The sequence below is a fragment of the Pseudomonas sp. AC229 genome (assembly GCF_979254655.1).
Window position 1 is genome coordinate 57,237 of sequence record NZ_CEEDHK010000011.1, and the last position, 23,273, is coordinate 80,509.

23 protein-coding genes and 1 other RNA gene are annotated in these 23,273 nt (G+C 60.3%); 12 read left to right on the forward strand and 12 right to left on the reverse strand.

Annotated elements, in window-relative coordinates:
* Positions 1–12 precede the first annotated feature (12 nt).
* From ubiH to AC0IW7_RS16030, 3 genes are read right to left on the reverse strand one after another with little or no spacing between them, the layout of a single operon-like run.
* Entirely contained in the window at positions 13–1,233 is a 1,221-nt protein-coding gene (gene ubiH / locus AC0IW7_RS16020) for a 2-octaprenyl-6-methoxyphenyl hydroxylase (RefSeq protein ID WP_471819333.1), read from the reverse strand.
* Positions 1,230–2,564, reverse strand: a complete 1,335-nt coding sequence (gene pepP, locus AC0IW7_RS16025; protein ID WP_471819335.1) for a Xaa-Pro aminopeptidase — start codon at positions 2,562–2,564, stop codon at positions 1,230–1,232. The genes ubiH and pepP overlap by 4 nt, the downstream gene beginning before the upstream one ends.
* A gap of 36 nt (positions 2,565–2,600) precedes the next feature.
* Complete coding sequence (locus AC0IW7_RS16030; RefSeq protein ID WP_471819337.1) at positions 2,601–3,158, reverse strand: YecA/YgfB family protein; 558 nt, start codon at positions 3,156–3,158, stop codon at positions 2,601–2,603.
* Between the two features lie 180 nt (positions 3,159–3,338).
* Between AC0IW7_RS16030 and AC0IW7_RS16035 the strand changes: the two genes are divergently transcribed.
* The 4 genes from AC0IW7_RS16035 to AC0IW7_RS16050 all read left to right on the forward strand — a co-directional run bounded on the left by AC0IW7_RS16035 (position 3,339) and on the right by AC0IW7_RS16050 (position 4,786).
* The gene (locus AC0IW7_RS16035) at positions 3,339–3,545 is read left to right on the forward strand and encodes a TIGR02449 family protein (RefSeq protein WP_122449701.1); all 207 of its coding nucleotides are present in this window, start codon (positions 3,339–3,341) and stop codon (positions 3,543–3,545) included.
* Positions 3,545–3,856, forward strand: coding sequence for a cell division protein ZapA (locus tag AC0IW7_RS16040; protein ID WP_108097941.1), 312 nt, complete (start codon positions 3,545–3,547; stop codon positions 3,854–3,856). The genes AC0IW7_RS16035 and AC0IW7_RS16040 overlap by 1 nt, the downstream gene beginning before the upstream one ends.
* A 33-nt stretch (positions 3,857–3,889) precedes the next feature.
* Positions 3,890–4,068: non-coding RNA, 6S RNA (gene ssrS, locus AC0IW7_RS16045), on the forward strand.
* A gap of 79 nt (positions 4,069–4,147) precedes the next feature.
* Entirely contained in the window at positions 4,148–4,786 is a 639-nt protein-coding gene (locus AC0IW7_RS16050) for a 5-formyltetrahydrofolate cyclo-ligase (RefSeq protein WP_471819340.1), read from the forward strand.
* 3 nt (positions 4,787–4,789) lie between these two features.
* Here the strand turns inward: AC0IW7_RS16050 and AC0IW7_RS16055 are convergent, their stop codons facing one another.
* Entirely contained in the window at positions 4,790–4,924 is a 135-nt protein-coding gene (locus tag AC0IW7_RS16055) for a hypothetical protein (protein ID WP_122449699.1), read from the reverse strand.
* A gap of 202 nt (positions 4,925–5,126) precedes the next feature.
* Here AC0IW7_RS16055 and AC0IW7_RS16060 point away from each other — a divergent pair, with 202 nt between their 5' ends.
* Positions 5,127–5,576: an EVE domain-containing protein gene (locus AC0IW7_RS16060; protein ID WP_471819342.1), complete on the forward strand. Its 450-nt coding sequence runs from the start codon at positions 5,127–5,129 to the stop codon at positions 5,574–5,576.
* 18 nt (positions 5,577–5,594) lie between these two features.
* Entirely contained in the window at positions 5,595–7,466 is a 1,872-nt protein-coding gene (locus tag AC0IW7_RS16065; RefSeq protein WP_471819344.1) for a sensor domain-containing diguanylate cyclase, read from the forward strand.
* Positions 7,467–7,496: 30 nt separating this feature from the next.
* On the opposite strand, the gene AC0IW7_RS16070 is transcribed toward AC0IW7_RS16065, so the two are convergent.
* Positions 7,497–7,916 (reverse strand): flagellar basal body-associated protein FliL, encoded by a 420-nt coding sequence (locus AC0IW7_RS16070; protein WP_122497712.1) that lies wholly within the window; start codon positions 7,914–7,916, stop codon positions 7,497–7,499.
* A 142-nt stretch (positions 7,917–8,058) separates the two neighbouring features.
* On the opposite strand from AC0IW7_RS16070, the gene AC0IW7_RS16075 reads away from it, so the two are divergent.
* Positions 8,059–9,036, forward strand: a complete 978-nt coding sequence (locus AC0IW7_RS16075) for an NADPH:quinone oxidoreductase family protein (protein ID WP_471819346.1) — start codon at positions 8,059–8,061, stop codon at positions 9,034–9,036.
* Positions 9,037–9,140: 104 nt separating this feature from the next.
* Here AC0IW7_RS16075 and AC0IW7_RS16080 read toward each other — a convergent pair whose 3' ends face one another.
* The 4 genes from AC0IW7_RS16080 to trxA all read right to left on the reverse strand — a co-directional run bounded on the left by AC0IW7_RS16080 (position 9,141) and on the right by trxA (position 13,543).
* On the reverse strand, positions 9,141–10,106 hold the full coding sequence (locus tag AC0IW7_RS16080) for a CDP-6-deoxy-delta-3,4-glucoseen reductase (RefSeq protein ID WP_471819347.1): 966 nt from the start codon (positions 10,104–10,106) through the stop codon (positions 9,141–9,143).
* Positions 10,106–11,572 (reverse strand): 4-hydroxy-3-polyprenylbenzoate decarboxylase, encoded by a 1,467-nt coding sequence (ubiD, locus tag AC0IW7_RS16085; RefSeq protein WP_471819349.1) that lies wholly within the window; start codon positions 11,570–11,572, stop codon positions 10,106–10,108. The genes AC0IW7_RS16080 and ubiD overlap by 1 nt, the downstream gene beginning before the upstream one ends.
* A 123-nt stretch (positions 11,573–11,695) precedes the next feature.
* Positions 11,696–12,955, reverse strand: coding sequence for a transcription termination factor Rho (rho, locus tag AC0IW7_RS16090; protein ID WP_122449691.1), 1,260 nt, complete (start codon positions 12,953–12,955; stop codon positions 11,696–11,698).
* A gap of 261 nt (positions 12,956–13,216) precedes the next feature.
* A complete protein-coding gene (gene trxA, locus AC0IW7_RS16095) occupies positions 13,217–13,543 on the reverse strand; it encodes a thioredoxin TrxA (protein WP_122449690.1) in 327 nt (108 codons plus the stop codon).
* Positions 13,544–13,899: 356 nt separating this feature from the next.
* Between trxA and ppx the strand changes: the two genes are divergently transcribed.
* Positions 13,900–15,402: an exopolyphosphatase gene (ppx, locus tag AC0IW7_RS16100; protein WP_122497443.1), complete on the forward strand. Its 1,503-nt coding sequence runs from the start codon at positions 13,900–13,902 to the stop codon at positions 15,400–15,402.
* A gap of 130 nt (positions 15,403–15,532) precedes the next feature.
* Here ppx and ppk1 read toward each other — a convergent pair whose 3' ends face one another.
* Both ppk1 and hemB read right to left on the reverse strand, forming a co-directional pair.
* The gene (gene ppk1, locus AC0IW7_RS16105) at positions 15,533–17,920 is read right to left on the reverse strand and encodes a polyphosphate kinase 1 (protein WP_471819350.1); all 2,388 of its coding nucleotides are present in this window, start codon (positions 17,918–17,920) and stop codon (positions 15,533–15,535) included.
* Positions 17,921–17,939: 19 nt separating this feature from the next.
* Positions 17,940–18,953: a porphobilinogen synthase gene (hemB, locus tag AC0IW7_RS16110; RefSeq protein WP_471819352.1), complete on the reverse strand. Its 1,014-nt coding sequence runs from the start codon at positions 18,951–18,953 to the stop codon at positions 17,940–17,942.
* A gap of 209 nt (positions 18,954–19,162) precedes the next feature.
* Between hemB and AC0IW7_RS16115 the strand changes: the two genes are divergently transcribed.
* Entirely contained in the window at positions 19,163–19,717 is a 555-nt protein-coding gene (locus tag AC0IW7_RS16115) for a DedA family protein (RefSeq protein ID WP_122497447.1), read from the forward strand.
* Here AC0IW7_RS16115 and AC0IW7_RS16120 read toward each other — a convergent pair whose 3' ends face one another.
* Positions 19,718–20,956, reverse strand: a complete 1,239-nt coding sequence (locus tag AC0IW7_RS16120; protein ID WP_471819353.1) for a sterol desaturase family protein — start codon at positions 20,954–20,956, stop codon at positions 19,718–19,720.
* A 317-nt stretch (positions 20,957–21,273) separates the two neighbouring features.
* On the opposite strand from AC0IW7_RS16120, the gene elbB reads away from it, so the two are divergent.
* The 3 genes from elbB to pilV all read left to right on the forward strand — a co-directional run bounded on the left by elbB (position 21,274) and on the right by pilV (position 23,266).
* Positions 21,274–21,939, forward strand: coding sequence for an isoprenoid biosynthesis glyoxalase ElbB (elbB, locus tag AC0IW7_RS16125; protein ID WP_471819354.1), 666 nt, complete (start codon positions 21,274–21,276; stop codon positions 21,937–21,939).
* A gap of 69 nt (positions 21,940–22,008) precedes the next feature.
* Positions 22,009–22,539 (forward strand): GspH/FimT family pseudopilin, encoded by a 531-nt coding sequence (locus AC0IW7_RS16130; RefSeq protein WP_471819356.1) that lies wholly within the window; start codon positions 22,009–22,011, stop codon positions 22,537–22,539.
* Positions 22,540–22,717: 178 nt separating this feature from the next.
* Positions 22,718–23,266 (forward strand): type IV pilus modification protein PilV, encoded by a 549-nt coding sequence (pilV, locus tag AC0IW7_RS16135; protein WP_471819358.1) that lies wholly within the window; start codon positions 22,718–22,720, stop codon positions 23,264–23,266.
* Positions 23,267–23,273: the final 7 nt, after the last annotated feature.

Below are 23,273 nucleotides of genomic sequence, written 5' to 3' on the forward strand. Positions count from 1 at the left end.
CAGAAAAAGAATTCAACCGTTACTGCGCGTGCCGATGCCCATGGCTTGCCGGGCAAACCAGCGCTTGGCAGGCGGCAGCATGTCCAGGCCCAGCAGGCCCAGATTGCGGCCGGTGGCCAGCAGCGGTTCGGCGGTACTGAACAGGCGCGTAACGCGGTCGGAAAAGCCGACGGTCAGGCTCTGGTCCAGTTGCTGCCTGTTGTAGTACTGCTGCAACGAGGCGAAGTCGCCCGGTATTGACGGCCCGGCGAGCAGCACCTCAGCCAGTGCTTGTACGTCACGCAACGCCAGGTTGTAACCCTGCCCCGCGATGGGGTGCAGGCTGTGCGCGGCGTTGCCAAGAATGACCAGATGCGGACGCACTTGTTCCTGCGCTTCGACCAGCGCCAGCGGGTAAACATGCCGCGCACCGACTTTACGCAACGCGCCGAGTCGGTAGCCAAAGGTGGTTTGCAGCTCGGCGAGAAACGCCCGGTCGTCCAGGGCCAGCAAGCGCTGAGCGTCGTCGCCTGGGCGGGTCCAGACCAGGGCGCTGCGGTTGTCCGAAAGCGGCAGCAAGGCCATGGGGCCTTCATCGGTGAAGCGCTCGAACGCCTGACCGCCATGGGGCTGGCTGATACCGATGTTGGCGATCAGCGCGTTTTGCTCATAGGCGGTGGTTTTGACTGTGACGCCCAACTGCTCGCGCAAGCGGGAGCGGCCGCCGTCGGCCAGCACGGCCAGGTCGCAGTCCAGCAAGGTGTCGTCGTTCAGAGTCAGGCGGTAACCGCTGCGGCCTTCTTCGAGATCAACCGCTTGCATGGCCACCACTTCGGCCGGGCAGCGCCAGCTCACCACCTCAGGATCCAGCGCTTGCCAGAGGCAATGGCCGAGCCAGGCGTTTTCCGCCACATAGCCCAGCGCCGGAACGCCCTCTTCTTCCGCGCTCAATCGTGCGGCGGCGAAGCGCCCGCGGTCGGAGACGTGAATGTGCCGAATGGCTTCGGCGCGCTCGGCCACTTTCGGCCAGATGCCGAGGCGTTGGTAGATTTGCTGGGTGCCGTAGGACAACGCCGTAGAACGGGCGTCATAACTGGGCTGATAGGTGTCGCCGGGGGCGAACGGCTCGATCAGCACAATCGACCAGCCGCGCGCCTTGGCGCCGGCTTGCAGGGCCAGCGCCAGGCTGGCGCCCACCAGGCCGCCACCGATTATTGCGAGTTGGGCGCGGCCGCCAGTCACCGACGCGCTCACGCCGCCTGCACGCGAGCAGCGGCCATCAAGGCTTCGATTTCCGCCACGGTTTTCGGCGCGTCTTTGGTGATGATTTCGCAACCGGTTTTGGTCACCACCACGTCGTCTTCAATGCGCACACCGATGCCGCGCCATTTCTTCGCCACGTTCTGGTTATCGACGGCGATATAAATGCCCGGCTCAACGGTCAGCGCCATGCCAGGCTCCAGCACGCGCCATTCGCCGCCGACTTTGTAATCGCCGACGTCGTGAACATCCATGCCCAGCCAGTGGCCGGCGCGGTGCATATAAAACGGTTTATAGGCTTCGCTGGCGATCAGCTCGTCAACGTCGCCTTCCAGCAGACCGAGCTCAACCAAGCCGGCAGTAATGACCCGCACGGTCGCCTCGTGGGCTTCGTTCCAATGTTTGTCGGGGCCGATGGCGGCGAATGCCGCTTCCTGAGATTTCAGCACCAACTCGTAGATGGCTTTCTGTTCGGGTGAAAACTTGCCGCTCACCGGGAAGGTGCGGGTGATGTCGCTGGCGTAGCAATCGATTTCGCAGCCTGCATCAATCAGCACCAGATCGCCGTCTTTCAGCGGCGCGTCGTTTTCACGGTAGTGCAGGATGCAGGCGTTGCGGCCGGCGGCAACGATGGAACCGTACGCGGGCATTTTCGCGCCGCCTTTACGGAATTCGTAATCCAGCTCGGCTTCAAGGTGGTACTCGCTCAAGCCGGCGCGGCTGGCTTGCATGGCGCGGATGTGCGCGCGGGACGAGATTTGCGCGGCTTCGCGCATCACCTTCACTTCGTTGGCGGACTTGTACAAACGCATGTCGTGCAACAGATGCGTCAGGGCCACGAATTCGTTTGGCGGCTGAGCGCCCTGGCGGGCTTTGGAGCGGATGACGTTGATCCACTCCATCAGGTGCCGGTCGAATTCCTGGTTGGTGCCCATGGCGTAATACACGCGGTCACGGCCTTCGATCAGGCCAGGCAGAATTTCGTCGATGTCGCCGATGGGGAACGCATCGTCCGCACCATAGGTGGTGATGGCGCCGTCTTGCCCGGAACGCAGGCCGTCCCACAATTCGCGCTCAGGATCACGCTCACGGCAGAACAGCACGTACTCGCCGTGCTCGCGGCCGGGGATCAAGGCAATCACCGCTTCCGGTTCTGGGAAGCCGCTGAGGTACTGGAAGTCGCTGTCCTGACGGTACACATGCTCGACATCGCGATTGCGGATGTACACCGGCGCGGCCGGCAGAATGGCGATGCTGTTGGGTTCCATCTGCGCCATCAGCGCCTTGCGCCGACGAGCGTATTCCGACTTGGGGATGCTGATCATGGACGGACTCATCTGGTCAAAAGTCTGGGACGAAAATCAGTGCAACGAAGGTTTCGGCGCAGCAGGCGCAGCGGGCTTCACGCATTCGGTGAACAGCAACAATGGCGCGACGCGCAGGTATTCCATCACTTCCATATAGTCGTTTTCGCCGTCTTCGGATTCTTCCAGCGCTTCTTGCACCTGGGCGATGGCGGCGAGATCTTGCAGCACTTCCATCGCTTCGCTGCTCAACGCGGCATCACGTGCGGTGAGGCCGAAACCAGCGAGAAAGCCCTGGCACCATTGGCCCATGGCGGCAGCACGTTCGGCCAGCGGCGCGTCATCAGAGGGCAGCAGCAGAACGACGGCAATGTCTTCGCCAGAGAGTTCGCCTTTGACCATTTCCTGCAGACCGACCAGCGCCGCTTTAATGTTGTCTTGCGGCTCGGCGGTGAACAGGTCGGCGGCGTCGACCAGCCAGGCATCGGTTTCGAAGCCGGCACCGGCGCAGCTGCGACCGAGCAACAGGCCGTGCAATTCAGCAGGCGAAACAGGTTGACCGCTGCTGGCGAGCAGGGCGGCGAAAGCGCTATACGGGGAATTTTGAGTGGGCATTGGCAACTAGGCGCCAGGGGGCGCAATGACTAGAATGGAGGCCTTGTATCCTAGCACCGGCAAGCGCGCCAAAACCATTGGCGGCTATCAACAGGTTTGTACCAACGTCGGCGCCTTCCGATATAGTTTCGCCGCTTCGACACTCCACCACATGCATCACACACGCCCTAGCGAGAGCCCATGGAAGACGCCGATCTGCACGCGCTGACCATCAAGCTGGAACTGCTTATTCAACGCGTCGAGCAGCTCAAAGCGGACAACCGCGCCTTACGCGCAAGCGAGCAGGCGTGGCGCGAAGAGCGCGCCCATCTGATCGAAAAGAACGAAATGGCCCGGCATAAGGTCGAATCGATGATTTCGCGCCTCAAAGCCCTGGAGCAGGACTAATGACCTCGAACACCGTTACCGTTCACATCCTCGACAAAGACTATTGCATCGCCTGCCCGGCGGACGAACGCGCCAACCTGGAAAGCGCCGCGCGCTACCTGGACGGCAAGATGCGTGAGATCCGCAGCGGCGGCAAAGTGATCGGCGCCGACCGCGTTGCCGTCATGGCAGCCCTCAACATTACCCACGACCTGCTGCACAAACAGCAGCGCCTTGATCAAGACGTCAGCTCCACCCGCGCTCACGTGCGTGACTTGCTTGAGCGAGTCGACGGCGCCCTGGCCACCGATCAGGACAGCAGCCATAGCTGATTGCAGAGCGGCGGATTGGGGTATACTGGCCGCCGCTCCCTGGAGTGTGCGCCAGTCGGTGATGTCCCTGAGCCGATACGCACAAACCCGGGGGTTGCAAGTTGGAGCCGGTGTGCATGTCCGCCTGACGGAAAGCCTTAACGCTCCCTGCAACCTCCACCTTGAACTTTCGGGTTCAAGGGCTAAACCGACAGCGGCACGCCGGGGGGTCTTATTTTTTAGCGTTGCGCTCACCCTGTTGAGCCACGCCGCTGCTACCGGTTCGCGCCTGCGCACCGCAGCCAGCATCCCATGCTGAGCGCCGCTTCCCTTTCCCGACCGCAACTTCGTCGCTTACTGCGCAAAACACGCCGTGCGCTTAGCGCCAGCGCTCAACGCATTGCCAGCAAAAACCTCTATCGCCAACTCGCCCAGCATCCGCTGTTTCGTCGCGCGCGGCATATCGCTTTGTACTTACCGGCCGATGGCGAAATCGATCCACGGCCATTAATGCGCGCCGCACAACGGCGCGGCAAAGCCACGTACTTGCCCGTTCTCAGTGCATGGCCGCGAACGAAAATGGTGTTTCAACGGGTACGCCCGAATGAGCGTCTGCGCCCCAACCGTTTCCGAATCCCCGAACCTACAGCCAACCGCAATCGGCAGCGCAAGGTGTGGACGCTAGACCTCGTCATGCTGCCGCTGGTGGGGTTTGACGTGGAAGGCGGACGCTTAGGAATGGGCGGTGGTTTTTACGACCGCAGTCTGGCGTATTTGCAGAGGCGCAAAAATTGGCACAAGCCGACATTATTGGGCTTGGCTCACGAGTGTCAGAAAGTGGATCGCCTGGCGCTGGCCAGTTGGGATGTGAAGCTACATGGGACGGTGACGGACAGCGCATGGTATGCGGGCGCCGCACTCACTGCGACGTCCACAAACCCTGGCGAGTAGCGGTTAAGGCTGCTGCGATAGCGTGACGGGAGCCTCGTTCTGACGGTCCCAAAGACTCTGGGTGTAACCGGTGGTCACGACGCCCAGGCCAAACAAAATGACTAATACCCACAACAAATCTGGTTTACGTTTCTTCATCGATTGCCTCCCCCCTTCCAGGCAAATTTCACACGATGGCCGGCGACATTTCTTGTTCTTAGGCCGTCCGGCAGCGGTACATTCAGCAGGGCGGCATTGTCCTGCATGGTGTCTGCATGTGCAATTACGACGCCAACCGGCGGTCGAGTAAACGAGGGCAAATGCCCACAATGTTGTAATCCACGAGCGAAGAGCAAAGTTCATGCCTCATTGGCTGATGAAGTCCGAACCCGAAGAACTTTCCATTCACGACCTGCAGCGCCTCGGTCACGCCCGGTGGGATGGCGTGCGCAATTACCAGGCACGCAACTTCGTGCGCAGCATGGCGGTCGGCGACCTGTTCTTCTTTTATCACTCCAGTTGCCCAGAGCCGGGCATCGCGGGTATCGGCCGGATAATTGCTTCAGCCTACCCGGACCCGACTGCGCTCGACCCGCACAGCCATTACGTCGATGCCAAGGCCAGCGCCGAGAAAAACCCGTGGAGCGCGCTGGACGTCGAGTTTGTTGAAGCGTTCACCAAGGTCATTCCGCTGGCTACGTTGCGGGAACTGCCCGGCCTGGTTGATTTACCCTTGGTTAAAAAAGGCAGCCGGCTTTCGGTGATGCCAGTCAGTGCTAGCGAATGGGCGGCTATTTGCGCTCTGCATTAAGCAACACGGACCCGGTGCATGGAACAACATAGCTTGCACGACGCCACGTCGACCTCGACCGCGCGCCCCGCCTGGCGTGCTCGCCTGGCGTTGGTGGTACTGGCCATATCGTTGCTGGGCGCGAGCCTGCTGTTGTGGCAGAAAATGCTGACCATCGAGCGCGCCCACGCCAACGAACGCGTTGCCGCGCAAGCTCGCTTACTGACGCGACAATTGGAAAGCAGCCTGAACACCCAGGCGCAGGATCTCTATCGCCTTGCCGAGCGTTGGAATCATCGGGGCCGTTTGAGCCGCGAAGAATGGGAGCTCGAGGCGCGCTTCTCGCTCGAGCATTTTCGCGGTTACCAGGCTATTCAGTGGGCAGACAGCACCCTACGGCTGCGCTGGATCCTGCCTATCGCCGGCAACGAAGCGGCACTTAATTTTCAGCTCACGCCTGGGCATCCCAACTACCTGCTCGCCATGCAGGCCAAGACCCAGGGCACGGCGGTGTTTTCCAACAGTTTCGAACTGGTGCAAGGCGGCCGTGGATTCGCGCTTTACACGCCGCTATACGTAATCGACCAGCAGGGAAACCGCGCGTTTGATGGCTTCGTTCAAGCCATCTTCCGCGTGCAACCGCTGATGGATGAGCTGCTCGACACGGTCGACAGCGCGGGCTTCAACGTACGCCTTTCCGAGTTCGGCCATCCGTTATACAGCCGTGAGCAAGCTGACTTCAGCGCGGGCCTGCAACAGGAATTGCCGCTGCACCTGCTCAACAATCGCAACTTCACCCTGCAACTCAATCCCACGCGGCAATTGGCGCAGCAGCTGTCCAGCCCTCTGCCTTTGGTGGTGTTGATCGCCGGACTGACGACTACGTTCCTACTGGTGGCCGCCCTATGGCTGGCCTTAGAAAATGCCCGCCGCGCCGGTGCATTACTGGCCAGCAACAGCCGGCTAAACCAAGAAGTGGGCAATCGCGAATTGATTGAGCAAGTGCTGCGCGAGAGCCGCGAGCGCCTGCAACTCGTGGTCGACCTCACCGACTCCAGCCGCGACGGGCTGTTTATCATCGACCCGCACAACCGCAATATCCTGCACATGAACAAGGCCACCCACAGCAGTTTGGGGTACAGCGCCGACGAGTTTCGCCAGCAGTTGCTCGATCAGCCGGAAAATCTACTGCTGGGCTTTCACGCATGGGTGGATTTAGTGCGCCAGGCGCAGCAAGACAACCAAGGCAAAATCTTTCAGCGCGAAATGCGCCGACGCAACGGCACGCTGCAACCCGCCGAAATCAGCGCGCAGCTGGTGCAGGTCAACGGCCACGAATACCTGATCGGCGTGTCGCGCGATAACAACGAGCGCTTGCAGCTGGAAGCGCAGCTTCAGCATTTGTCCCAACGCGACGGCCTTACTGGTCTGTATAACCGCCGTTTCTTCGACCATCAATTGCACAGCGAATGGCGCCGCTTGCAGCGCATCGGTGCGCCGATGAGTTTGCTGATGTTGGATGTCGATCACTTCAAAGCCTACAACGACCAACTCGGGCACCTGGCCGGCGACGATGCGCTACGCAAAGTGGCGGCGGCGTTGCAGGGCTGTTTGTTACGCGATGGCGATGCGGTGTGTCGGTACGGCGGCGAAGAGTTTGCGGTGATTCTGGCCAACACCGACCAGGCCGGAGCCGAGGTAATCACTGCACGTATCCATACGGCGCTGGCCGAGCTGCAACTGCCGCATCCCGGCAGCCCGCTGTCGCGCTTAACCGCCAGTATCGGCCTGAGTACCGTTACGCCGAACCGTGACGGCCACCCCGATAGTTTGGTGGCCCACAGCGATCAGGCGCTGTACCAGGCCAAGCATCAGGGGCGCAACTGCACCTGCGTGTGGTCCACCACCTGAACGGGCGGCGTAGCTCATTTCGCAATGATGTTATTGAACGATCAGGTTGTTGAAGAGCAAGTCGTCCACCAACGGCTTGCCCTCTTCCTGGGTCAGCACGTCCTGCACTTGCTTTAAGGCTTCCTGGCGCAGCTTTTCCTTTGACTCGACATTGCCCATGGCATCGTCGGTCTGCTGGGAAAACAGCATCACCAGCTGATTGCGGATCAGCGGCTCGTGGTGTTCTACCTTAGCCTCCGCCTCGCTGCCTTTTACTTGCAGCGCGATGTCGGCCTTGAATACCTTCAGCCGTGGCCCAGTGCCATAGTTGCCCACCAACGCGGGCACCAGGCTGATATAAGCCACCGCAGGTTCTTTTCCCTCTTTCTCGCCTTCACCGCCGCCCTCCTCATTGGCCAACGCCGCAAACGGGAGAGACAGAGCCATCACCACTACAAACCAAGCTTTCACAGTGCGCATCCTCGACTGGGTATGTGCTCTAGCATAGCGATAGCCCGGCGCTTATACACCTTTATCAGGCCAGGCCATGCTCGTTGACCCTTGCGACCACGCACCTACACTGCCAAGCCATAACTCTGCGAGGAACACTCCAATGAAAGCCGTGTTGTGCAAAGCCTTCGGCCCTGCCGAAACCCTGGTCCTGGAAGAAATCGCCAGCCCGGAACCGAAAAAGAACGAAGTGCTGCTCGACGTTCATGCCGCCGGCGTGAACTTCCCGGACACGCTGATCATTGAAGGCAAGTACCAATTCAAACCGCCGTTCCCGTTCTCGCCGGGCGGTGAAGCGGCGGGCGTTGTCGCGGCCGTTGGCGAAAAAGTTACCCACGTGAAGCCCGGCGACCGCGTTATGGCGCTCACCGGCTGGGGCAGCTTTGCCGAACAAGTGGCGGTGGCAGGTTACAGCGTGATGCCGATTCCGGCCGGCATGGACTTCGCCAGCGCGGCAGCGTTCGGCATGACGTACGGCACCTCGATCCACGCCCTAAAACAACGCGCCAACCTGCAGCCCGGCGAAACCCTGCTGGTATTGGGCGCTTCCGGTGGTGTTGGCCTGGCCGCCGTGGAAATCGGTAAAGCCATGGGCGCCCGCGTAATCGCCGCCGCCAGCAGCGCCGAGAAACTCGAAGTGGCCAAAGCGGCCGGCGCCGACGAGCTGATTAACTACAGCGAAGGCGGCCTGAAAGACAAGCTCAAGGAATTGACCGGCGGCCAGGGCGTTGATGTGATTTACGACCCGGTCGGTGGCGACCTGTTCGAAGAAGCCTTCCGCTCCATCGCCTGGAACGGTCGCTTTCTGGTGGTCGGTTTCGCCAGCGGCACCATCCCTTCGCTGCCGGCCAACCTGACACTGCTCAAAGGCGCATCGCTGGTCGGTGTGTTCTGGGGCGCGTTCGCGCAGCGCCAGCCGGCCGACAACGCGGCGAACTTCGAGCAACTGTTCACCTGGTTCGCGGAAGGCAAGGTTAAACCGCTGGTCTCGCAAACCTTCCCGCTAACCGAAGCGGCTGGCGCGATCAATGCGCTGGGCCAGCGCAAGGCGGTCGGTAAAGTGGTGGTGCAGGTGCGTTAAGCGCCGGGCATTTCTTCACCCAATAAAAAACCGCCTTGAGGCGGTTTTTTATTGGGTATGGGCTTTTCGGGATCGCGGCTAAAGCCGCTCCTACAGGCTTTGTTTTAACGCGGCGCGTAGGCGAATACATCGGCGCGCATCTGGTGCGCGTCCATTCCTGCTTCCACCAATGCATCCAGCGTGGCGTACACCATCATCGGCGAGCCGCTGGCGTAAACATGCAGTGGTTTCAGATCGGCGAAATCTTCACGTACGGCTTCGTGCAGCAAGCCGCAGCGGCCTTGCCAACCACACACGTCGCTCACCACTTGGTGCAGGTGCAAATTGGGCATCGCCTGCCAATCTGCCCAATGCGGCAACTGATAAAAATCTTCCGGACGACGTGCGCCCCAGTACAAGTGCACCGGGTAGTCAAAGCCGGTGGCTCGGCAATGCTCAATCAGGCTGTGCATCTGCGCCATGCCGGTGCCGGCGGCAATCAGAATCAACGGCCCAGCGGGCAACTCGGCTAAGTGTGCGTCACCAAACGGCATCTGGATTTCCACCATCGGCTCCCGCTGCAGCTGTTCCAGCAAGCTCAGCGCACTGTCTTCACGCCCGAGAATGTGCAGCTCCAGCTCGCGGCCTTGAGAAGGCGCCGAAGCGAGGGAAAACGCCGATTGCTCGCCGTCATCCCGGCGCACCATCACGTATTGCCCCGCGTGATAACGCGGCACTTTGCCGGCCGGCGCACGCAGGTTCACCCGCCACACATCGCCGCCAACAGGCGTGCACGCCACCACCTGACAGCGCAGCGTGCGCACCGGCAATTCGCCGGGCGCCAATACGCCATCCCAATGCAAGACGCAGTCTTCAAGCGGCTCGGCCAGGCAGGTGAACAGTTCCCCCTGGGTGCGCGCCTCGCCGTTCTGCTGCACGGTGCCCTCCACCAGCAGCGCCGCGCAGATGTGGCAATTGCCGTTGCGACAAGCCTGCGGGCAGTCGTAGCCCAGACGCCGAGCGGCATCCAGAATGCGCTCGCCGGGGTTCACGTCGAGCACCGCGCCGGAAGGTTGCAGGGTTACTTTCATCACTCTATTCCAAGGTCCTTCCACATCGCATCGACGCGCTGGGTTACCGCATCATCCTTGACGATCACACGACCCCATTCGCGCGTGGTTTCGCCGGGCCATTTGTGCGTGGCGTCCAGGCCCATCTTCGAACCCAAGCCGGAAACCGGCGAGGCGAAGTCGAGGTAGTCGATCGGTGTGTTGTCGATCAACACCGTGTCGCGCTTGGGGTCCATGCGCGTGGTAATGGCCCAGATCACGTCGTTCCAGTCCCGCGCATTGATGTCGTCGTCGGTCACGATAACGAATTTGGTGTACATGAACTGGCGCAAAAACGACCACACACCGAGCATTACGCGCTTAGCGTGCCCCGGGTATTGCTTCTTCATGGTCACCACCGCCATGCGGTACGAACACCCTTCAGGCGGCAGGTAGAAATCGGTGATTTCCGGAAACTGCTTTTGCAGAATCGGCACAAACACTTCATTCAGCGCCACGCCAAGAATGGCCGGTTCATCGGGCGGGCGACCGGTGTAGGTGCTGTGGTAAATCGGTTTCTGCCGCCGGGTAATACGTTCGACGGTGAACACCGGGAAACGATCCACCTCGTTGTAATAGCCGGTGTGATCGCCATACGGGCCCTCGTCCGCCATTTCGCCCGGATGAATCACCCCCTCCAAAACGATTTCGGCACTGGCCGGCACTTGCAGTTCGCTGCCTCGGCACTTGATCAACTCGGTGCGGTTACCGCGCAGCAGCCCGGCGAAGGCGTATTCGGAAAGGCTGTCGGGAACCGGCGTAACGGCGCCGAGAATGGTCGCCGGATCGGCGCCCAACGCCACGGCCACCGGGAATGGCTGGCCAGGGTGTTTATCGCACCACTCCTTGAAATCCAGCGCGCCGCCGCGGTGGCTGAGCCAGCGCATGATCACCTTGTTGCGGCCGATCACTTGCTGGCGGTAGATGCCGAGGTTCTGCCGATCTTTGTTCGGCCCTTTGGTGACAGTGAGGCCCCACGTGATCAGCGGCCCGACATCGCCCGGCCAGCAGGTCTGTACCGGCAAGTTACCGAGATCGACCGCTTCGCCCTCTTCAATCACTTCCTGGCAAGGTGCGTCTTTCACCACCTTGGGCGCCATGGAAATGATTTTTTTGAAAATCGGCAGCTTCGACCAAGCGTCTTTCAGGCCCTTCGGCGGCTCGGGCTCTTTGAGGAATGCCAGCAATTTGCCGATCTCGCGCAGCTCGCTTACCGCCTCTGCGCCCATGCCGAGCGCCACACGCTCAGGCGTACCAAACAGGTTTCCGAGTACCGGCATATCGAAGCCGGTCGGGTTTTCGAACAACAGCGCTGGCCCTTTGCGCCGCAGGGTGCGGTCGCAGATTTCGGTCATTTCCAGCACAGGCGAGACGGGCACGGTGATGCGTTTGAGCTCGCCACGTTGTTCCAGGCCACGGATAAAGTCGCGCAGATCGCGATACTGCATGCTTGAGCCTCGTTTAGGGCGCTCGAGAGAGGGTGAAAAGTTTAGCCTGTTGGCGCAGCACAATGCGCGCCGCCCAGGTAGCAAAAAGCCGGGTTTCCCCGGCTTTTGCCTGTCTTCACGATGTTACTTGCGCTTCATCGACTGGAAGAACTCGTCGTTGGTTTTGGTCGCTTTCAGGCGATCAAGCAAGAACTCAATAGCGGCGATTTCATCCATCGGGTGCAGCAACTTACGCAGAATCCACATGCGTTGCAGCTCGTCTTCGGCCGTCAGCAACTCTTCGCGGCGCGTGCCGGAGCGGTTGATGTTGATGGCTGGGAAAACACGCTTCTCGGCAATGCGACGGTCCAACGGCAGCTCCATGTTGCCGGTGCCTTTGAACTCTTCGTAGATCACTTCATCCATCTTCGAACCGGTTTCAACCAGCGCGGTGGCGATGATGGTCAGCGAGCCGCCTTCTTCGATGTTTCGTGCCGCACCGAAGAAACGTTTCGGCTTCTCCAACGCGTGGGCATCAACACCACCGGTGAGCACCTTGCCGGAGCTTGGAATCACGGTGTTGTAGGCGCGCGCCAGACGGGTGATGGAGTCGAGCAGGATGACCACGTCTTTCTTGTGCTCAACCAGGCGCTTGGCCTTTTCGATCACCATTTCGGCAACCTGCACGTGACGGGTTGGCGGCTCGTCAAAGGTCGAAGCAACCACTTCGCCGCGCACAGTGCGCTGCATTTCCGTCACTTCTTCCGGGCGCTCATCGATCAGCAGAACGATCAGATGGCACTCAGGGTTGTTGCGGGTGATGTTGGCCGCGATGTTCTGCAGCATGATCGTTTTACCGGCTTTCGGCGGTGCCACGATCAGACCGCGTTGACCCTTGCCGATAGGGGCACAAAGGTCGATAACACGGCCGGTCAAGTCTTCAGTGGAGCCGTTGCCGGCTTCCATGATTAGGCGCTTGTTGGGGAACAAGGGCGTGAGGTTCTCGAACAGAATTTTGTTCTTGGCGTTCTCGGGGCGGTCGAAGTTGATGGTGTCGACCTTGAGCAACGCGAAGTACCGCTCGCCTTCTTTGGGCGGGCGAATCTTGCCAACGATGGTGTCGCCAGTGCGCAAGTTGAAGCGGCGGATCTGGCTAGGTGAAACGTAAATGTCGTCCGGACCGGCCAGGTACGAGGCATCGGCGGAACGAAGGAAGCCGAAGCCGTCCTGGAGGATCTCCAGCACGCCATCACCGGAGATTTCCTCGCCGCTCTTCGCGTGCTTTTTCAACAGGGAGAAAATCACGTCCTGCTTGCGCGAACGGGCCATATTTTCTATGCCCATCTGTTCGGCCATTTCGAGCAGTTCGGTAATCGGCTTTTGCTTGAGTTCAGTCAGATTCATATAGGAATGACGTATTCGAAAAGGAGGGGAAATAAGCGCTTAGCTTATGAGGCCGGACTGCGGAGAACGCAGCATGATCGCCTGCTTGTTTATCGATAGGTATCGAGTAGGAATGCGTCGGCGACGGCTTACAGAGAGCAACGGAGGAACCGTTGCGAGGCCGAATGTACCATCGGCTTTGCGGAGCGTCTAGTGTTGGCGCAATGAAAAAGCCCCGCATAGGACGGGGCTTTCAGGCGCAAAGGAGAAAATCCTTACGACTTAGATGTTGCTGTCGAGGAACGCAGCCAGCTGCGATTTCGACAAGGCGCCTACTTTGGTCGCTTCGACCGCGCCATTCTTGAACAGCATCAGGGTCGGGATACCACGCACGTTATATTTAGGCGGAGTGTCCTGGTTTTCGTCGATGTTCAGTTTGCAGATTTTCAGTTTGCCTTGGTAAGTCTGGGCGATCTCGTCCAGAACCGGGGCGATCATTTTGCACGGGCCGCACCATTCAGCCCAATAATCGACCAGAACCGGGCCATCAGCCTGGAGCACATCCTGTTCAAAGCTGGCGTCGCTGACGTGGGTGATGAATTCGCTCATGGAAACTCTCCAGGGTCGCAAGGATGTAAAGTGGCGCCATCATAGCCCGGCTTTGCCAACACCGAAAGCGCCTACCGATTGAGCTTCGCTATGATGCTGCGCGCAAATACTGATCGCCCGTTGAACTTAAAACCGCCGCCGTTGCTCCGTTTCTGTACGCCTGGCGCATGACATTGGTCATAAATACGACGTACACCACCGGCATACTGCGCGGCCAAAACCTTGTCACGGCCCGACCTGCGGCTATAAAGAACAACTCCAGCATCGACATCACACACTGCCGAATTCCCCGTCGCGTTGGCGCAATCGCCTGATCGTGGCACGATGTCGCGCTACAGCTCTGAGACCATCACACCATGCCGCAAAGCCCTGCCAAGCACTTCTCCATGATCGCTGCCATCGACCTTGGCTCGAACAGCTTCCATATCGTTCTGGCAAAAGCCGATCACGGCGAGATCCGCATTCTGGAGCGCATGGGCGAAAAGGTGCAGCTGGCCGCCGGGATCGATGAACAACGCGAGCTGAATGAAGAGGCCATGCAACGCGGCCTCGACTGCCTGCGCCGCTTCGCCCAACTGACCAACAGCCTGCCGCCCGGCGCGGTGCGCGTAGTGGGCACCAATGCCTTGCGCGAAGCTCGCAACCGTTCGGTGTTTATCCGCCGTGCAGAGGAAATTCTCGGCCATCCGGTGGAAGTGATTTCCGGGCGAGAAGAAGCGCGACTGATCTATCTCGGCGTCTCCCACACGCTGGCCGACACCCCCGGCAAACGCCTGGTGGCCGACATCGGCGGCGGCAGCACCGAGTTCATCATTGGCCAGCGTTTCGAACCGCTGTTGCGTGAAAGCTTGCAGATGGGCTGCGTGAGTTTTACCCAACGTTATTTCCGCGACGGCAAGATCACCCCTGCCCGCTACGCCCAGGCCTACACCGCCGCGCGCCTGGAATTGATGGGCATTGAACACAGTCTGCGCCGCCTCGGCTGGGATGAAGCCGTGGGCGCCTCCGGCACCATTCGCGCGGTTGGCCTGGCCATCAAAGCCGGCGGCCACGGCAACGGCGAAGTGACCGCCGAAGGCCTGGCCTGGCTGAAGCGACGCGTGTTGAAACTGGGCGAAGCCGACAAGCTCGACATGGACGGCATCAAGCCCGACCGCCGCGCGATTTTTCCTGCGGGCCTGGCGATTCTCGAAGCCATCTTCGATGCGATGGACCTGCACACCATGACGCACTCCGAGGGCGCGCTGCGTGAAGGTGTGCTGTATGACCTGCTGGGTCGCCATCACCACGAAGATGTTCGCGAGCGCACCCTGAGCGCGCTGATGGAGCGTTACCACGTCGATCTGGAACAGGCGCAACGCGTCGAGGCCAAGGCACTGGAAGCGCTCGATGACGTCGCGGCCTCCTGGGGGCTTGAAGATGAGTGGCACCGCGAGCTGTTGAGCTGGGCCAGTAAAGTGCACGAAGTAGGGCTGGATATCGCCCACTACTCCTACCACAAGCACGGCGCTTACCTGGTCGAGCACTCGGACCTCGGCGGCTTCTCGCGCCAGGACCAACAGATGCTCGCCCTGCTGGTACGCGGCCATCGCCGCAATATTCCCAAAGATAAGTTCGGAGAATTCGGTGACCACGGCGTCAAGCTGATGCGCCTGTGCGTGTTGCTGCGCTTCGCCATCCTGTTCCACCACATTCGTGGAACGCAGGAAATGCCCAAGGTGAAGCTACGGGCCAGCGATGACTCCCTCGACCTTGAGTTCCCGGATGGCTGGCTAGCCGCCAACCCGCTTACCCAAGCGGACTTTGAAGCCGAAGCCGAGTGGCTCAAACGCATCGGGCTGACGTTAAGCGTTCGCTGAGTAGTTCAGCCACGAAAAAGCCGCTCAATTGAGCGGCTTTTTCTTGTTCAAAATTATCGAGGCTAAAGCCCCTCCCACAACAAGCAGGCTTTTGTGGGAGAGGCTTCAGCCTCGATGTTTACGGCCAGTGTCAACGAACACTAAGCGGCGGATTGGTCAGCTTTTCCAACAACCCGGCCTGCGCACTGCGCGGGTTCTGGTTGCCGGTCGGGCTGGAGCGAACGTAACGGCCGTCCGGCTGCAGCACCCAGCTTTGGGTGTTGTCGGTCAGGTACGACTCCAGCTCTTTCTTCACCCGCGTAACCAACTTTTTGCCTTCGACCGGGAAGCAGGTTTCCACGCGCTTATCCAGGTTGCGCTCCATCCAGTCCGCGCTCGACAGGTAAATCTTCTCGTCGAAATCGTTGAGGAAATAGAACACGCGCGTGTGTTCAAGGAAGCGGCCGATGATCGAGCGCACGTGAATGTTGTGCGACACCCCGGCGATGCCCGGACGCAGGCAGCACATGCCGCGCACCACCAAATCGATACGCACGCCGGTCTGGCTGGCTTTGTACAACGCGCGAATAATTTTCGGATCGGTCAGCGAGTTGAACTTGGCAATGATGTGCGCCGGCTTGCCTTCAGCGGCCAGCGCGGTTTCGCGGGCGATCATGTCCAGTAAGGTTTTCTTCAGGGTGAACGGCGCATGCAGGAGCTTTTTCATGCGCAAGGTTTTACCCATGCCGATCAGCTGACTGAACAGCTTGGACACGTCTTCACACAGCGCATCGTCAGAGGTGATCAAGCTGTAGTCGGTGTACAAACGCGCGTTGCCGGCATGGTAGTTACCGGTACCCAAATGGGCGTAACGCACGATCTCGCCGGCTTCGCGGCGCAGAATCAGCATCATTTTGGCGTGGGTCTTAAAGCCCACCACCCCGTAGATCACCACCGCACCAGCGGCCTGTAACCGGCTGGCCAGTTGCAGGTTGGATTCTTCGTCGAACCGCGCACGCAGTTCGATGACCGCCGTCACTTCCTTACCGTTACGCGCGGCATCCACCAGCGCGTCGACAATTTCCGAGTTGGCGCCGCTGCGGTACAGCGTCTGCTTGATGGCCAGCACGTGCGGGTCTTTGGCGGCCTGGCGCAGCAGGTCGACCACCGGGGTGAACGATTCAAACGGGTGCAGGAGCAAAATGTCCTGTTTGCTGACCACGTTGAACAGGTTGTCGCTGTTCTGGAGCAGCTTGGGAATAACCGGTGTAAACGGCGCGTATTGCAGCTCAGGGTGACTGTCCAGACCGGTGATGCTGAACAGTCGAGTGAGGTTGACCGGGCCATTTACGCGGTACAGCTCGCTCTCGCTGAGGCTGAATTGCTTGAGCAGGTAATCGGCCAGATGCGCCGGGCACGTGTCCGCCACTTCAAGGCGCACGGCGTCACCGTAGCGACGGGAAAACAGCTCGCCGCGCAGGGCGCGCGCCAGGTCTTCAACGTCTTCTGAATCGAGGGAAAGGTCGGCGTTACGGGTCAGTCGGAACTGATAGCAGCCCTTCACTTTCATGCCCTGGAACAAGTCGTCCGCATGGGCGTGAATCATCGACGACAAGAACACATGGTTATCGCCAGGTCCGCCCACTTCTTCAGGCACCTTGATGACGCGCGGCAACAGGCGCGGCGCCGGAATAATCGCCAGACCGGAGTCGCGGCCGAAGGCATCGATACCTTCCAGCTCAACGATGAAGTTCAGGCTCTTGTTCACCAACAACGGGAACGGGTGCGTCGGGTCAAGGCCGATGGGCGTGATGATCGGCGCGATCTCGTCGCGGAAATAACGACGCACCCACGCTTTGATTTTGGTCGTCCAGTAGCGACGACGAATAAAGGTGATGTTGTGCTTGGCCAGCTCGGGGAACAGTACGTCGTTGAGAATCGCGTACTGGCGGTGCACTTGGTCGTGCACCAGCGTGCTGATCTGCGAAAGCACTTGGTGCGGCTGCAAGCCATCGGCACCGGCTTGTTCGCGGGCGAAGGTGATTTGTTTCTTCAGCCCGGCCACGCGAATTTCGAAAAACTCGTCGAGGTTGCTGGAGAAAATCAGCAAAAACTTCAGGCGTTCCAGCAGCGGATACGATTCATCCAGCGCCTGTTCCAGCACGCGAATATTGAACTGCAGCTGCGACAGCTCGCGATGAATATACAAGCTGCTGTCATCCAACCCGGGAATCGGCAGCGGAGCCGGCACGGGTTCTGGGGCGGCAGCAACCGGCTCTTCCGCAACTGGTTCGTGCGCCGGCTCAGCAGCGGCTTTGTCAGTGGCCGATTTTTCGGCGGCGACTTTTTCAGGCACGGCTACTTTTTCAGCCACGGCCTTGGGCTCGGCGGCCTTCTCAGCGCCAACCTTGTCGACGCTGGCCTTTTGCGCAGCCACTTTTTCCGCCGCCTTGCCGCTCACGGCCTTCTCGATCACTGCCTGTCCCGCAACGGCTGAGTCTTTCAGCTCATCCGCTTTGCTGAGTCCTTCGCTGTTCATCACGTATTCCCAAGCGGGCTTACTGCCCTTGTTTTAATAGTTGCGCCGCACGCACGGCGAAGTAGGTCAGGATGCCATCAGCACCGGCACGTTTGAAGGCGGTGAGTGATTCCAGAATCACGGCCTCGCTGAGCCAGCCGTTCTGAATCGCGGCCATGTGCATCGCGTACTCACCGCTGACCTGGTAGACAAAGGTGGGTACGCGGAATTCCGCCTTCACCCGGTAAAGAATATCGAGGTACGGCATACCTGGTTTAACCATGACCATGTCGGCGCCTTCAGCCAGGTCGGCGGCCACTTCGTGCAGCGCTTCGTCGCTGTTGGCCGGGTCCATCTGGTACGACGCTTTGTTGGCCTTGCCCAAGTTCAACGACGAGCCGACCGCGTCGCGGAACGGGCCGTAATAGGCGCTGGCATACTTGGCCGAGTAGGCCATGATTCGCACGTTAGTGCGGTCGGCCAGCTCCAGCGCTTCACGGATCGCCTGAATGCGGCCATCCATCATGTCCGAGGGCGCAACGACCTGCGCGCCCGCGTCGGCGTGGGACAACGCCTGGCGCACCAGCGCATCGACGGTAATGTCGTTTTGCACGTAACCGTGCTCATCGAGAATGCCGTCCTGGCCGTGGGTGGTGAAGGGGTCGAGTGCGACGTCGGCGATCACGCCCAGCTCCGGGAATTTCTCACGCAGCGCGCGGATGGCGCGTTGGGCGATACCGTCAGGGTTCCAGGCTTCACGGCCGTCGAGGGTTTTCTTCTCGGCAGGCGTCACCGGAAATAGCGCCACCGCTGGAATACCCAAGGCCACCCACTCTTCAGCTTCCTTGAGCAGCAAATCGATAGACAAGCGCGCCACGCCGGGCATCGAGGTGACTTCCTCGCGGGCGTTTTCGCCATCGAGCACAAACACCGGCAGAATCAGGTCATCAACGGTCAGCACATTTTCGCGCACCAGGCGGCGGGAAAAATCGTCGCGGCGATTACGGCGCAGGCGAGTGGCGGGAAACAAACGATTGGCGGGGGTAAAGCTCACGGCAGACTCCTGGGCCCGCACAGGCGGGCTAGCGTGACAGTTATAGGCGTCCATTATGACCAAAGAATGACAGTTGCTGGCAGCTATGTGACCGCGCGCCGCAGCCGACGGCCATGAGCCTATGAATAGACTAAGGGCTTACGCGTCACGCTTTCCCCTGACGCGCCGTCAGGTTAGGCTGCGCGTTCATTTCGCCGTGCACGCTGACGATGCTCCAACAATTCCTGCAGGACTTCGGTTACCTCGCCTTATTTCTTGGCACCTTTTTCGAAGGCGAAACCATTCTGGTCTTGGCCGGCTTCCTCGCGTTCCGTGGCTACATGGACATCAACGCGGTGGTGGTCACAGCCTTCTTCGGCAGTTATGCCGGCGACCAGCTCTGGTACTACTTGGGCCGCAAACATGGCCGCCGCTTACTGGCGCGCAAACCGCGGCTGCAGAAGATGGGCGATAAGGCGCTGGGCTATATCCAACGTCATCCGGACCTATGGGTGCTGAGCTTCCGCTTTGTGTACGGCATGCGCACGGTGATGCCGGTGGCAATCGGCTTGTCCGGCTACCCGCCGCTGCGCTACCTCATCCTCAACGGCATCGGCGCCATCGTCTGGGCCATGGCGCTGGGTTACGCCTCGTTCCACTTCGGCTCGGTGATGGAAAGCATTCTGGGCAACGTGAAGAAATACGAGCTGTGGGTGCTCGGTGCGCTGCTGCTGCTCGGTGCGGCGCTGTGGTTGCGCCGCTACCTTAAATCCCGCAAGGGCTGATTACCCCGCCACGGCGCGAGCCGGCCGGCGACTTATCATGAGCAATGCCACAGCGCTGACGGCGCTGTACCCCAACAGCACGCCCCAGCCCCATGCACTCATCGGCAGCAAACCGGCCTCCTCCGCCAGCCATAAAGCGGGCGCATTGAGCAGCAAGCGAAGCGCTTCCAGGCCCATCGCGTAGGGACGGCTTTCCAGCCAGACACCCAGCACATACAAGCCAAACGCCATCCAGGCGCAACTGCCGAGCAGCACGCCCAACGCTTGCGTGTCGCCATTGGCCAGCAAAAAACTGCCCGCCGCGACATAGCCGACAAATTGCACCGCGACATACGTCTGCTCGGATCGACCCAGCGGCACATGAAATTTCTCGAAGCCGGCGAGATCGGTCTTGGCCAGCGGGTAGCTCGCAGCCACATCGGCAGGTCGCCAACCGGTGCGCATAAACCAGATGCGGCCTTTGTCCCACCACGACCCGGCCCTTGTCGCGTCACGCCAGAGCACCGCATAGAACTGCAAGTTGGCCCACAGCGGATTCCAACTTGCCAGCGGAGTGGTCACGCCGAACACCACCGGCTCCTCATCCAGTTCTTCCTGGAACGTGCCGAACAGACGATCCCACACGATGAAAACGCCACCGTAGTTGCGGTCCATGTACACCGCGTTCTGAGCGTGATGCACGCGGTGGTTCGACGGCGAGATAAACACCCACTCGAACCAGCCAAGCTTGGGCACATGCCGGGTGTGAACCCAGAACTGATACAACAGATTCAGCGCGGCGACCGTCAGAAACACCACTGGAGGAATGCCCAACAACGCCATCGGCAAGTAGAAAATCCAGCCGAAAATCCAGCCCGTACTGGTCTGGCGCAATGCGGTGGACAGGTTGTATTCCTCACTTTGGTGATGCACCGAGTGCGCCGCCCACAGCACATTGCGCTCGTGGCCCAAGCGGTGATTCCAGTAGTAGCAAAAATCGTAGAACACAAACGCAAACAACCACACCCACAGTTGCTGCGCCGACAGCTCCAGCAACCCCCAGTGTTGCCAGGCGAACGTATACGTCAGCAGTCCCACCACTTTGGTGAGCAAGCCAACGGTGGTCGACAACACACCCGCGCTAAGACTGTTAATGGCATCGGCCAGGCGATACGTGCGAACGCCGCGCCAACGGTCAGCCAGCAGTTCAAGGGCAATCAGCAAAAAGAAAAAAGGCACCGCATAGAGGACGTAATTCATGACTCACCCGTCTTTATTGTTGTTCGGTCACTTACGCGACCCGGGGGTGATGCTAGCGCCGAGGCTCGTAGTACCTCGTAACGTCGGGTGACAACACGAGCGGCATTTGACGACAGACGCCTCTGAAACCGGTTGGCGCTCGGCAAAAATGACAATTTCATAACGCCGTTTCCGGCAAACTGCGGTCCAAACTTTTACCAGCCGGGCAGCGACGGCAGGTCGAGGGCGCCAGACATCAACAGGCGCCCGGAACCGGCCGCTGCGCCACGGGCTAAGGGCCGCATGCTCGGCCCACCCATCGAGGAAGGGGAATCGCCATGCACAAAAAAGTCGCTGTAATTCTTTCTGGCTGCGGCGTCTACGACGGCGCGGAAATCTACGAAAGCGTGATTACCCTGCTGCGGTTGGACCAGCGCGGCGTCGACGTCCAATGCTTCGCCCCCAACATCACCCAACATCACGTCATCAACCACCTGACCGGCGACGAAATGCCGGAAACACGCAACGTGCTGGTGGAAGCCGCCCGCATCGTGCGCGGTGAGATCAAAGACGTACGCGAAGCGAGTGCCGATGAGTTCGATGCGCTGATCGTCCCCGGCGGCTTCGGCGCGGCGAAAAATCTTAGCGACTACGCCGTCAACGGTGCACAACTAACCGTGCAGCCCGACGTGCTGGCCCTGGCGCAAGCCTTCGCCGCCGCGAACAAACCGGTCGGGCTGATCTGTATTGCACCGGCGATGGCCGCGAAAATCTTCGGCCCCGGCGTGGTCTGCACTATTGGCAACGATGCCGACACCGCCGCCGCACTCACCACCATGGGCGCTCAGCATGAAGAATGCGCCGTCGATGACATCGTCGAAGACCCGCAATACAAGCTCGTCACCACCCCCGCCTACATGCGTGCGCAATCCATAAGCGAGGCCGCATCGGGCATCAATAAGCTCGTAGACCGTGTGCTTGAACTCAGCAACAGCGAGGCCTGACGGCGGCACTACCTTGCACCCATCTCTCTAAACGGCCAGGACGGCCCCCTGAAACAAGGACGTTTCGCTATGCAACCTTTCCACGCCCGTGGTTTTTCCCTGACCGAGCTGCTGATCATTCTTTGCCTGGTGGCAATCGTCAGCAGCATGGCCGTGCCCAACCTCAATCAATACGTGCAGAACAACCGCCACGACAATCTACGCCACAGCCTGCAAAGCCACCTGAAGACCACGCGAAGCGAAGCCATCAGCCTGATGCGCCGCGTTGAACTGTGCGGGTCCAGCACTGGCCAGCAATGCGATCACGCCTGGAACCAAGGCTGGTTGATTCGCGACGTAGCGACCGGCTCCACGCTGGCCTACACCCGCCAAGCCGAGCCCACAAAAGGCGGCGGCCGCCTCCGCTGGGCCGGAACGGGCGCCTCCAGCCAAACCATTCTGTATCAGGCCAACGGCACCACCGCAGCCAGCAACGGGCGCTTCATCCTATGCGGTGGCGACGACACAGTGGTCTGGCAACTGGTCATCAACCGTCAGGGTCGCGTGCGCCATAACAGCGGTTTGGAAGCGGGTCAGAACGACGGCGCGCTGTGCCGCTGAATGCACCTTGGCTGCCCAAGACCTGAGCAATCGCTAAGAGGCTTCCTACGGAGGAAATGCAACCAGCCGGCATTTCCGCTCAGCCATTGGTAAACAATCGAGACGCCCGCCGGAGCTGACCAGCATCGGCGCAGCAAGGAGCTACACCTCGATTACCACTGGCACAGGGAGCGCCACGATGAACAGTCCATGGAAGGTTTCAACAGCCACTCGCAACGCAACACCTCCCCTCTGCGCACGTTCCGCGTTTAACGCATCAGGCTTCAGCCTGGTCGAAGTGCTGATAACCGCCTTACTGATCGGCATCGGCATGCTTGGCATGGCCGCCCTGCAGGGCCGAGCGATTGCCTACACCACCGAGACCGTAAAGCGCACCACGGCGGCCATGCTGGCCAACGACATGCTGGAACTGGTGCGCGCCACCCCTGACCACTGGTCCCGCTACTTGCAAGCGGGCCTACAGCAGCCGGGGAACGCCTCAGCGTGCCGGCCAACGCCGGCCCAACCGGCCGCGCAATTAGCATGTTGGCTAAACGAAGTGGCCACACTCTTGCCCAGTTCCGCCGATTTGCCCAACGGCACCTCACATGTATGCCGCGCCCCGACGCCCGGCACATGCGCCGCGAGCGGCTCGGTCGTCGAAGTGCAAGTGGCGTGGAAAGGCTCGCACGGTGAATGTTTGGGCGCCGAAACGTACTGCCACCACCGCATCCGCAGCCAATTGTAGGAGTGCG

What these genes read in the sequence shown, in the direction of transcription:
- pepP (WP_471819335.1), bottom strand. Translation starts at nt 2,564, where the DNA reads ATGATCAGCATCCCCAAGTCGGAATACGCTCGTCGGCGCAAGGCGCTG.
- AC0IW7_RS16030 (WP_471819337.1), bottom strand. Translation starts at nt 3,158, where the DNA reads ATGCCCACTCAAAATTCCCCGTATAGCGCTTTCGCCGCCCTGCTCGCC.
- AC0IW7_RS16035 (WP_122449701.1), top strand. Translation starts at nt 3,339, where the DNA reads ATGGAAGACGCCGATCTGCACGCGCTGACCATCAAGCTGGAACTGCTT.
- AC0IW7_RS16040 (WP_108097941.1), top strand. Translation starts at nt 3,545, where the DNA reads ATGACCTCGAACACCGTTACCGTTCACATCCTCGACAAAGACTATTGC.
- AC0IW7_RS16050 (WP_471819340.1), top strand. Translation starts at nt 4,148, where the DNA reads ATGCTGAGCGCCGCTTCCCTTTCCCGACCGCAACTTCGTCGCTTACTG.
- AC0IW7_RS16055 (WP_122449699.1), bottom strand. Translation starts at nt 4,924, where the DNA reads ATGAAGAAACGTAAACCAGATTTGTTGTGGGTATTAGTCATTTTGTTT.
- AC0IW7_RS16060 (WP_471819342.1), top strand. Translation starts at nt 5,127, where the DNA reads ATGCCTCATTGGCTGATGAAGTCCGAACCCGAAGAACTTTCCATTCAC.
- AC0IW7_RS16065 (WP_471819344.1), top strand. Translation starts at nt 5,595, where the DNA reads ATGGAACAACATAGCTTGCACGACGCCACGTCGACCTCGACCGCGCGC.
- AC0IW7_RS16075 (WP_471819346.1), top strand. Translation starts at nt 8,059, where the DNA reads ATGAAAGCCGTGTTGTGCAAAGCCTTCGGCCCTGCCGAAACCCTGGTC.
- AC0IW7_RS16080 (WP_471819347.1), bottom strand. Translation starts at nt 10,106, where the DNA reads ATGAAAGTAACCCTGCAACCTTCCGGCGCGGTGCTCGACGTGAACCCC.
- ubiD (WP_471819349.1), bottom strand. Translation starts at nt 11,572, where the DNA reads ATGCAGTATCGCGATCTGCGCGACTTTATCCGTGGCCTGGAACAACGT.
- rho (WP_122449691.1), bottom strand. Translation starts at nt 12,955, where the DNA reads ATGAATCTGACTGAACTCAAGCAAAAGCCGATTACCGAACTGCTCGAA.
- trxA (WP_122449690.1), bottom strand. Translation starts at nt 13,543, where the DNA reads ATGAGCGAATTCATCACCCACGTCAGCGACGCCAGCTTTGAACAGGAT.
- ppx (WP_122497443.1), top strand. Translation starts at nt 13,900, where the DNA reads ATGCCGCAAAGCCCTGCCAAGCACTTCTCCATGATCGCTGCCATCGAC.
- ppk1 (WP_471819350.1), bottom strand. Translation starts at nt 17,920, where the DNA reads ATGAACAGCGAAGGACTCAGCAAAGCGGATGAGCTGAAAGACTCAGCC.
- AC0IW7_RS16115 (WP_122497447.1), top strand. Translation starts at nt 19,163, where the DNA reads ATGCTCCAACAATTCCTGCAGGACTTCGGTTACCTCGCCTTATTTCTT.
- AC0IW7_RS16120 (WP_471819353.1), bottom strand. Translation starts at nt 20,956, where the DNA reads ATGAATTACGTCCTCTATGCGGTGCCTTTTTTCTTTTTGCTGATTGCC.
- elbB (WP_471819354.1), top strand. Translation starts at nt 21,274, where the DNA reads ATGCACAAAAAAGTCGCTGTAATTCTTTCTGGCTGCGGCGTCTACGAC.
- AC0IW7_RS16130 (WP_471819356.1), top strand. Translation starts at nt 22,009, where the DNA reads ATGCAACCTTTCCACGCCCGTGGTTTTTCCCTGACCGAGCTGCTGATC.
- pilV (WP_471819358.1), top strand. Translation starts at nt 22,718, where the DNA reads ATGAACAGTCCATGGAAGGTTTCAACAGCCACTCGCAACGCAACACCT.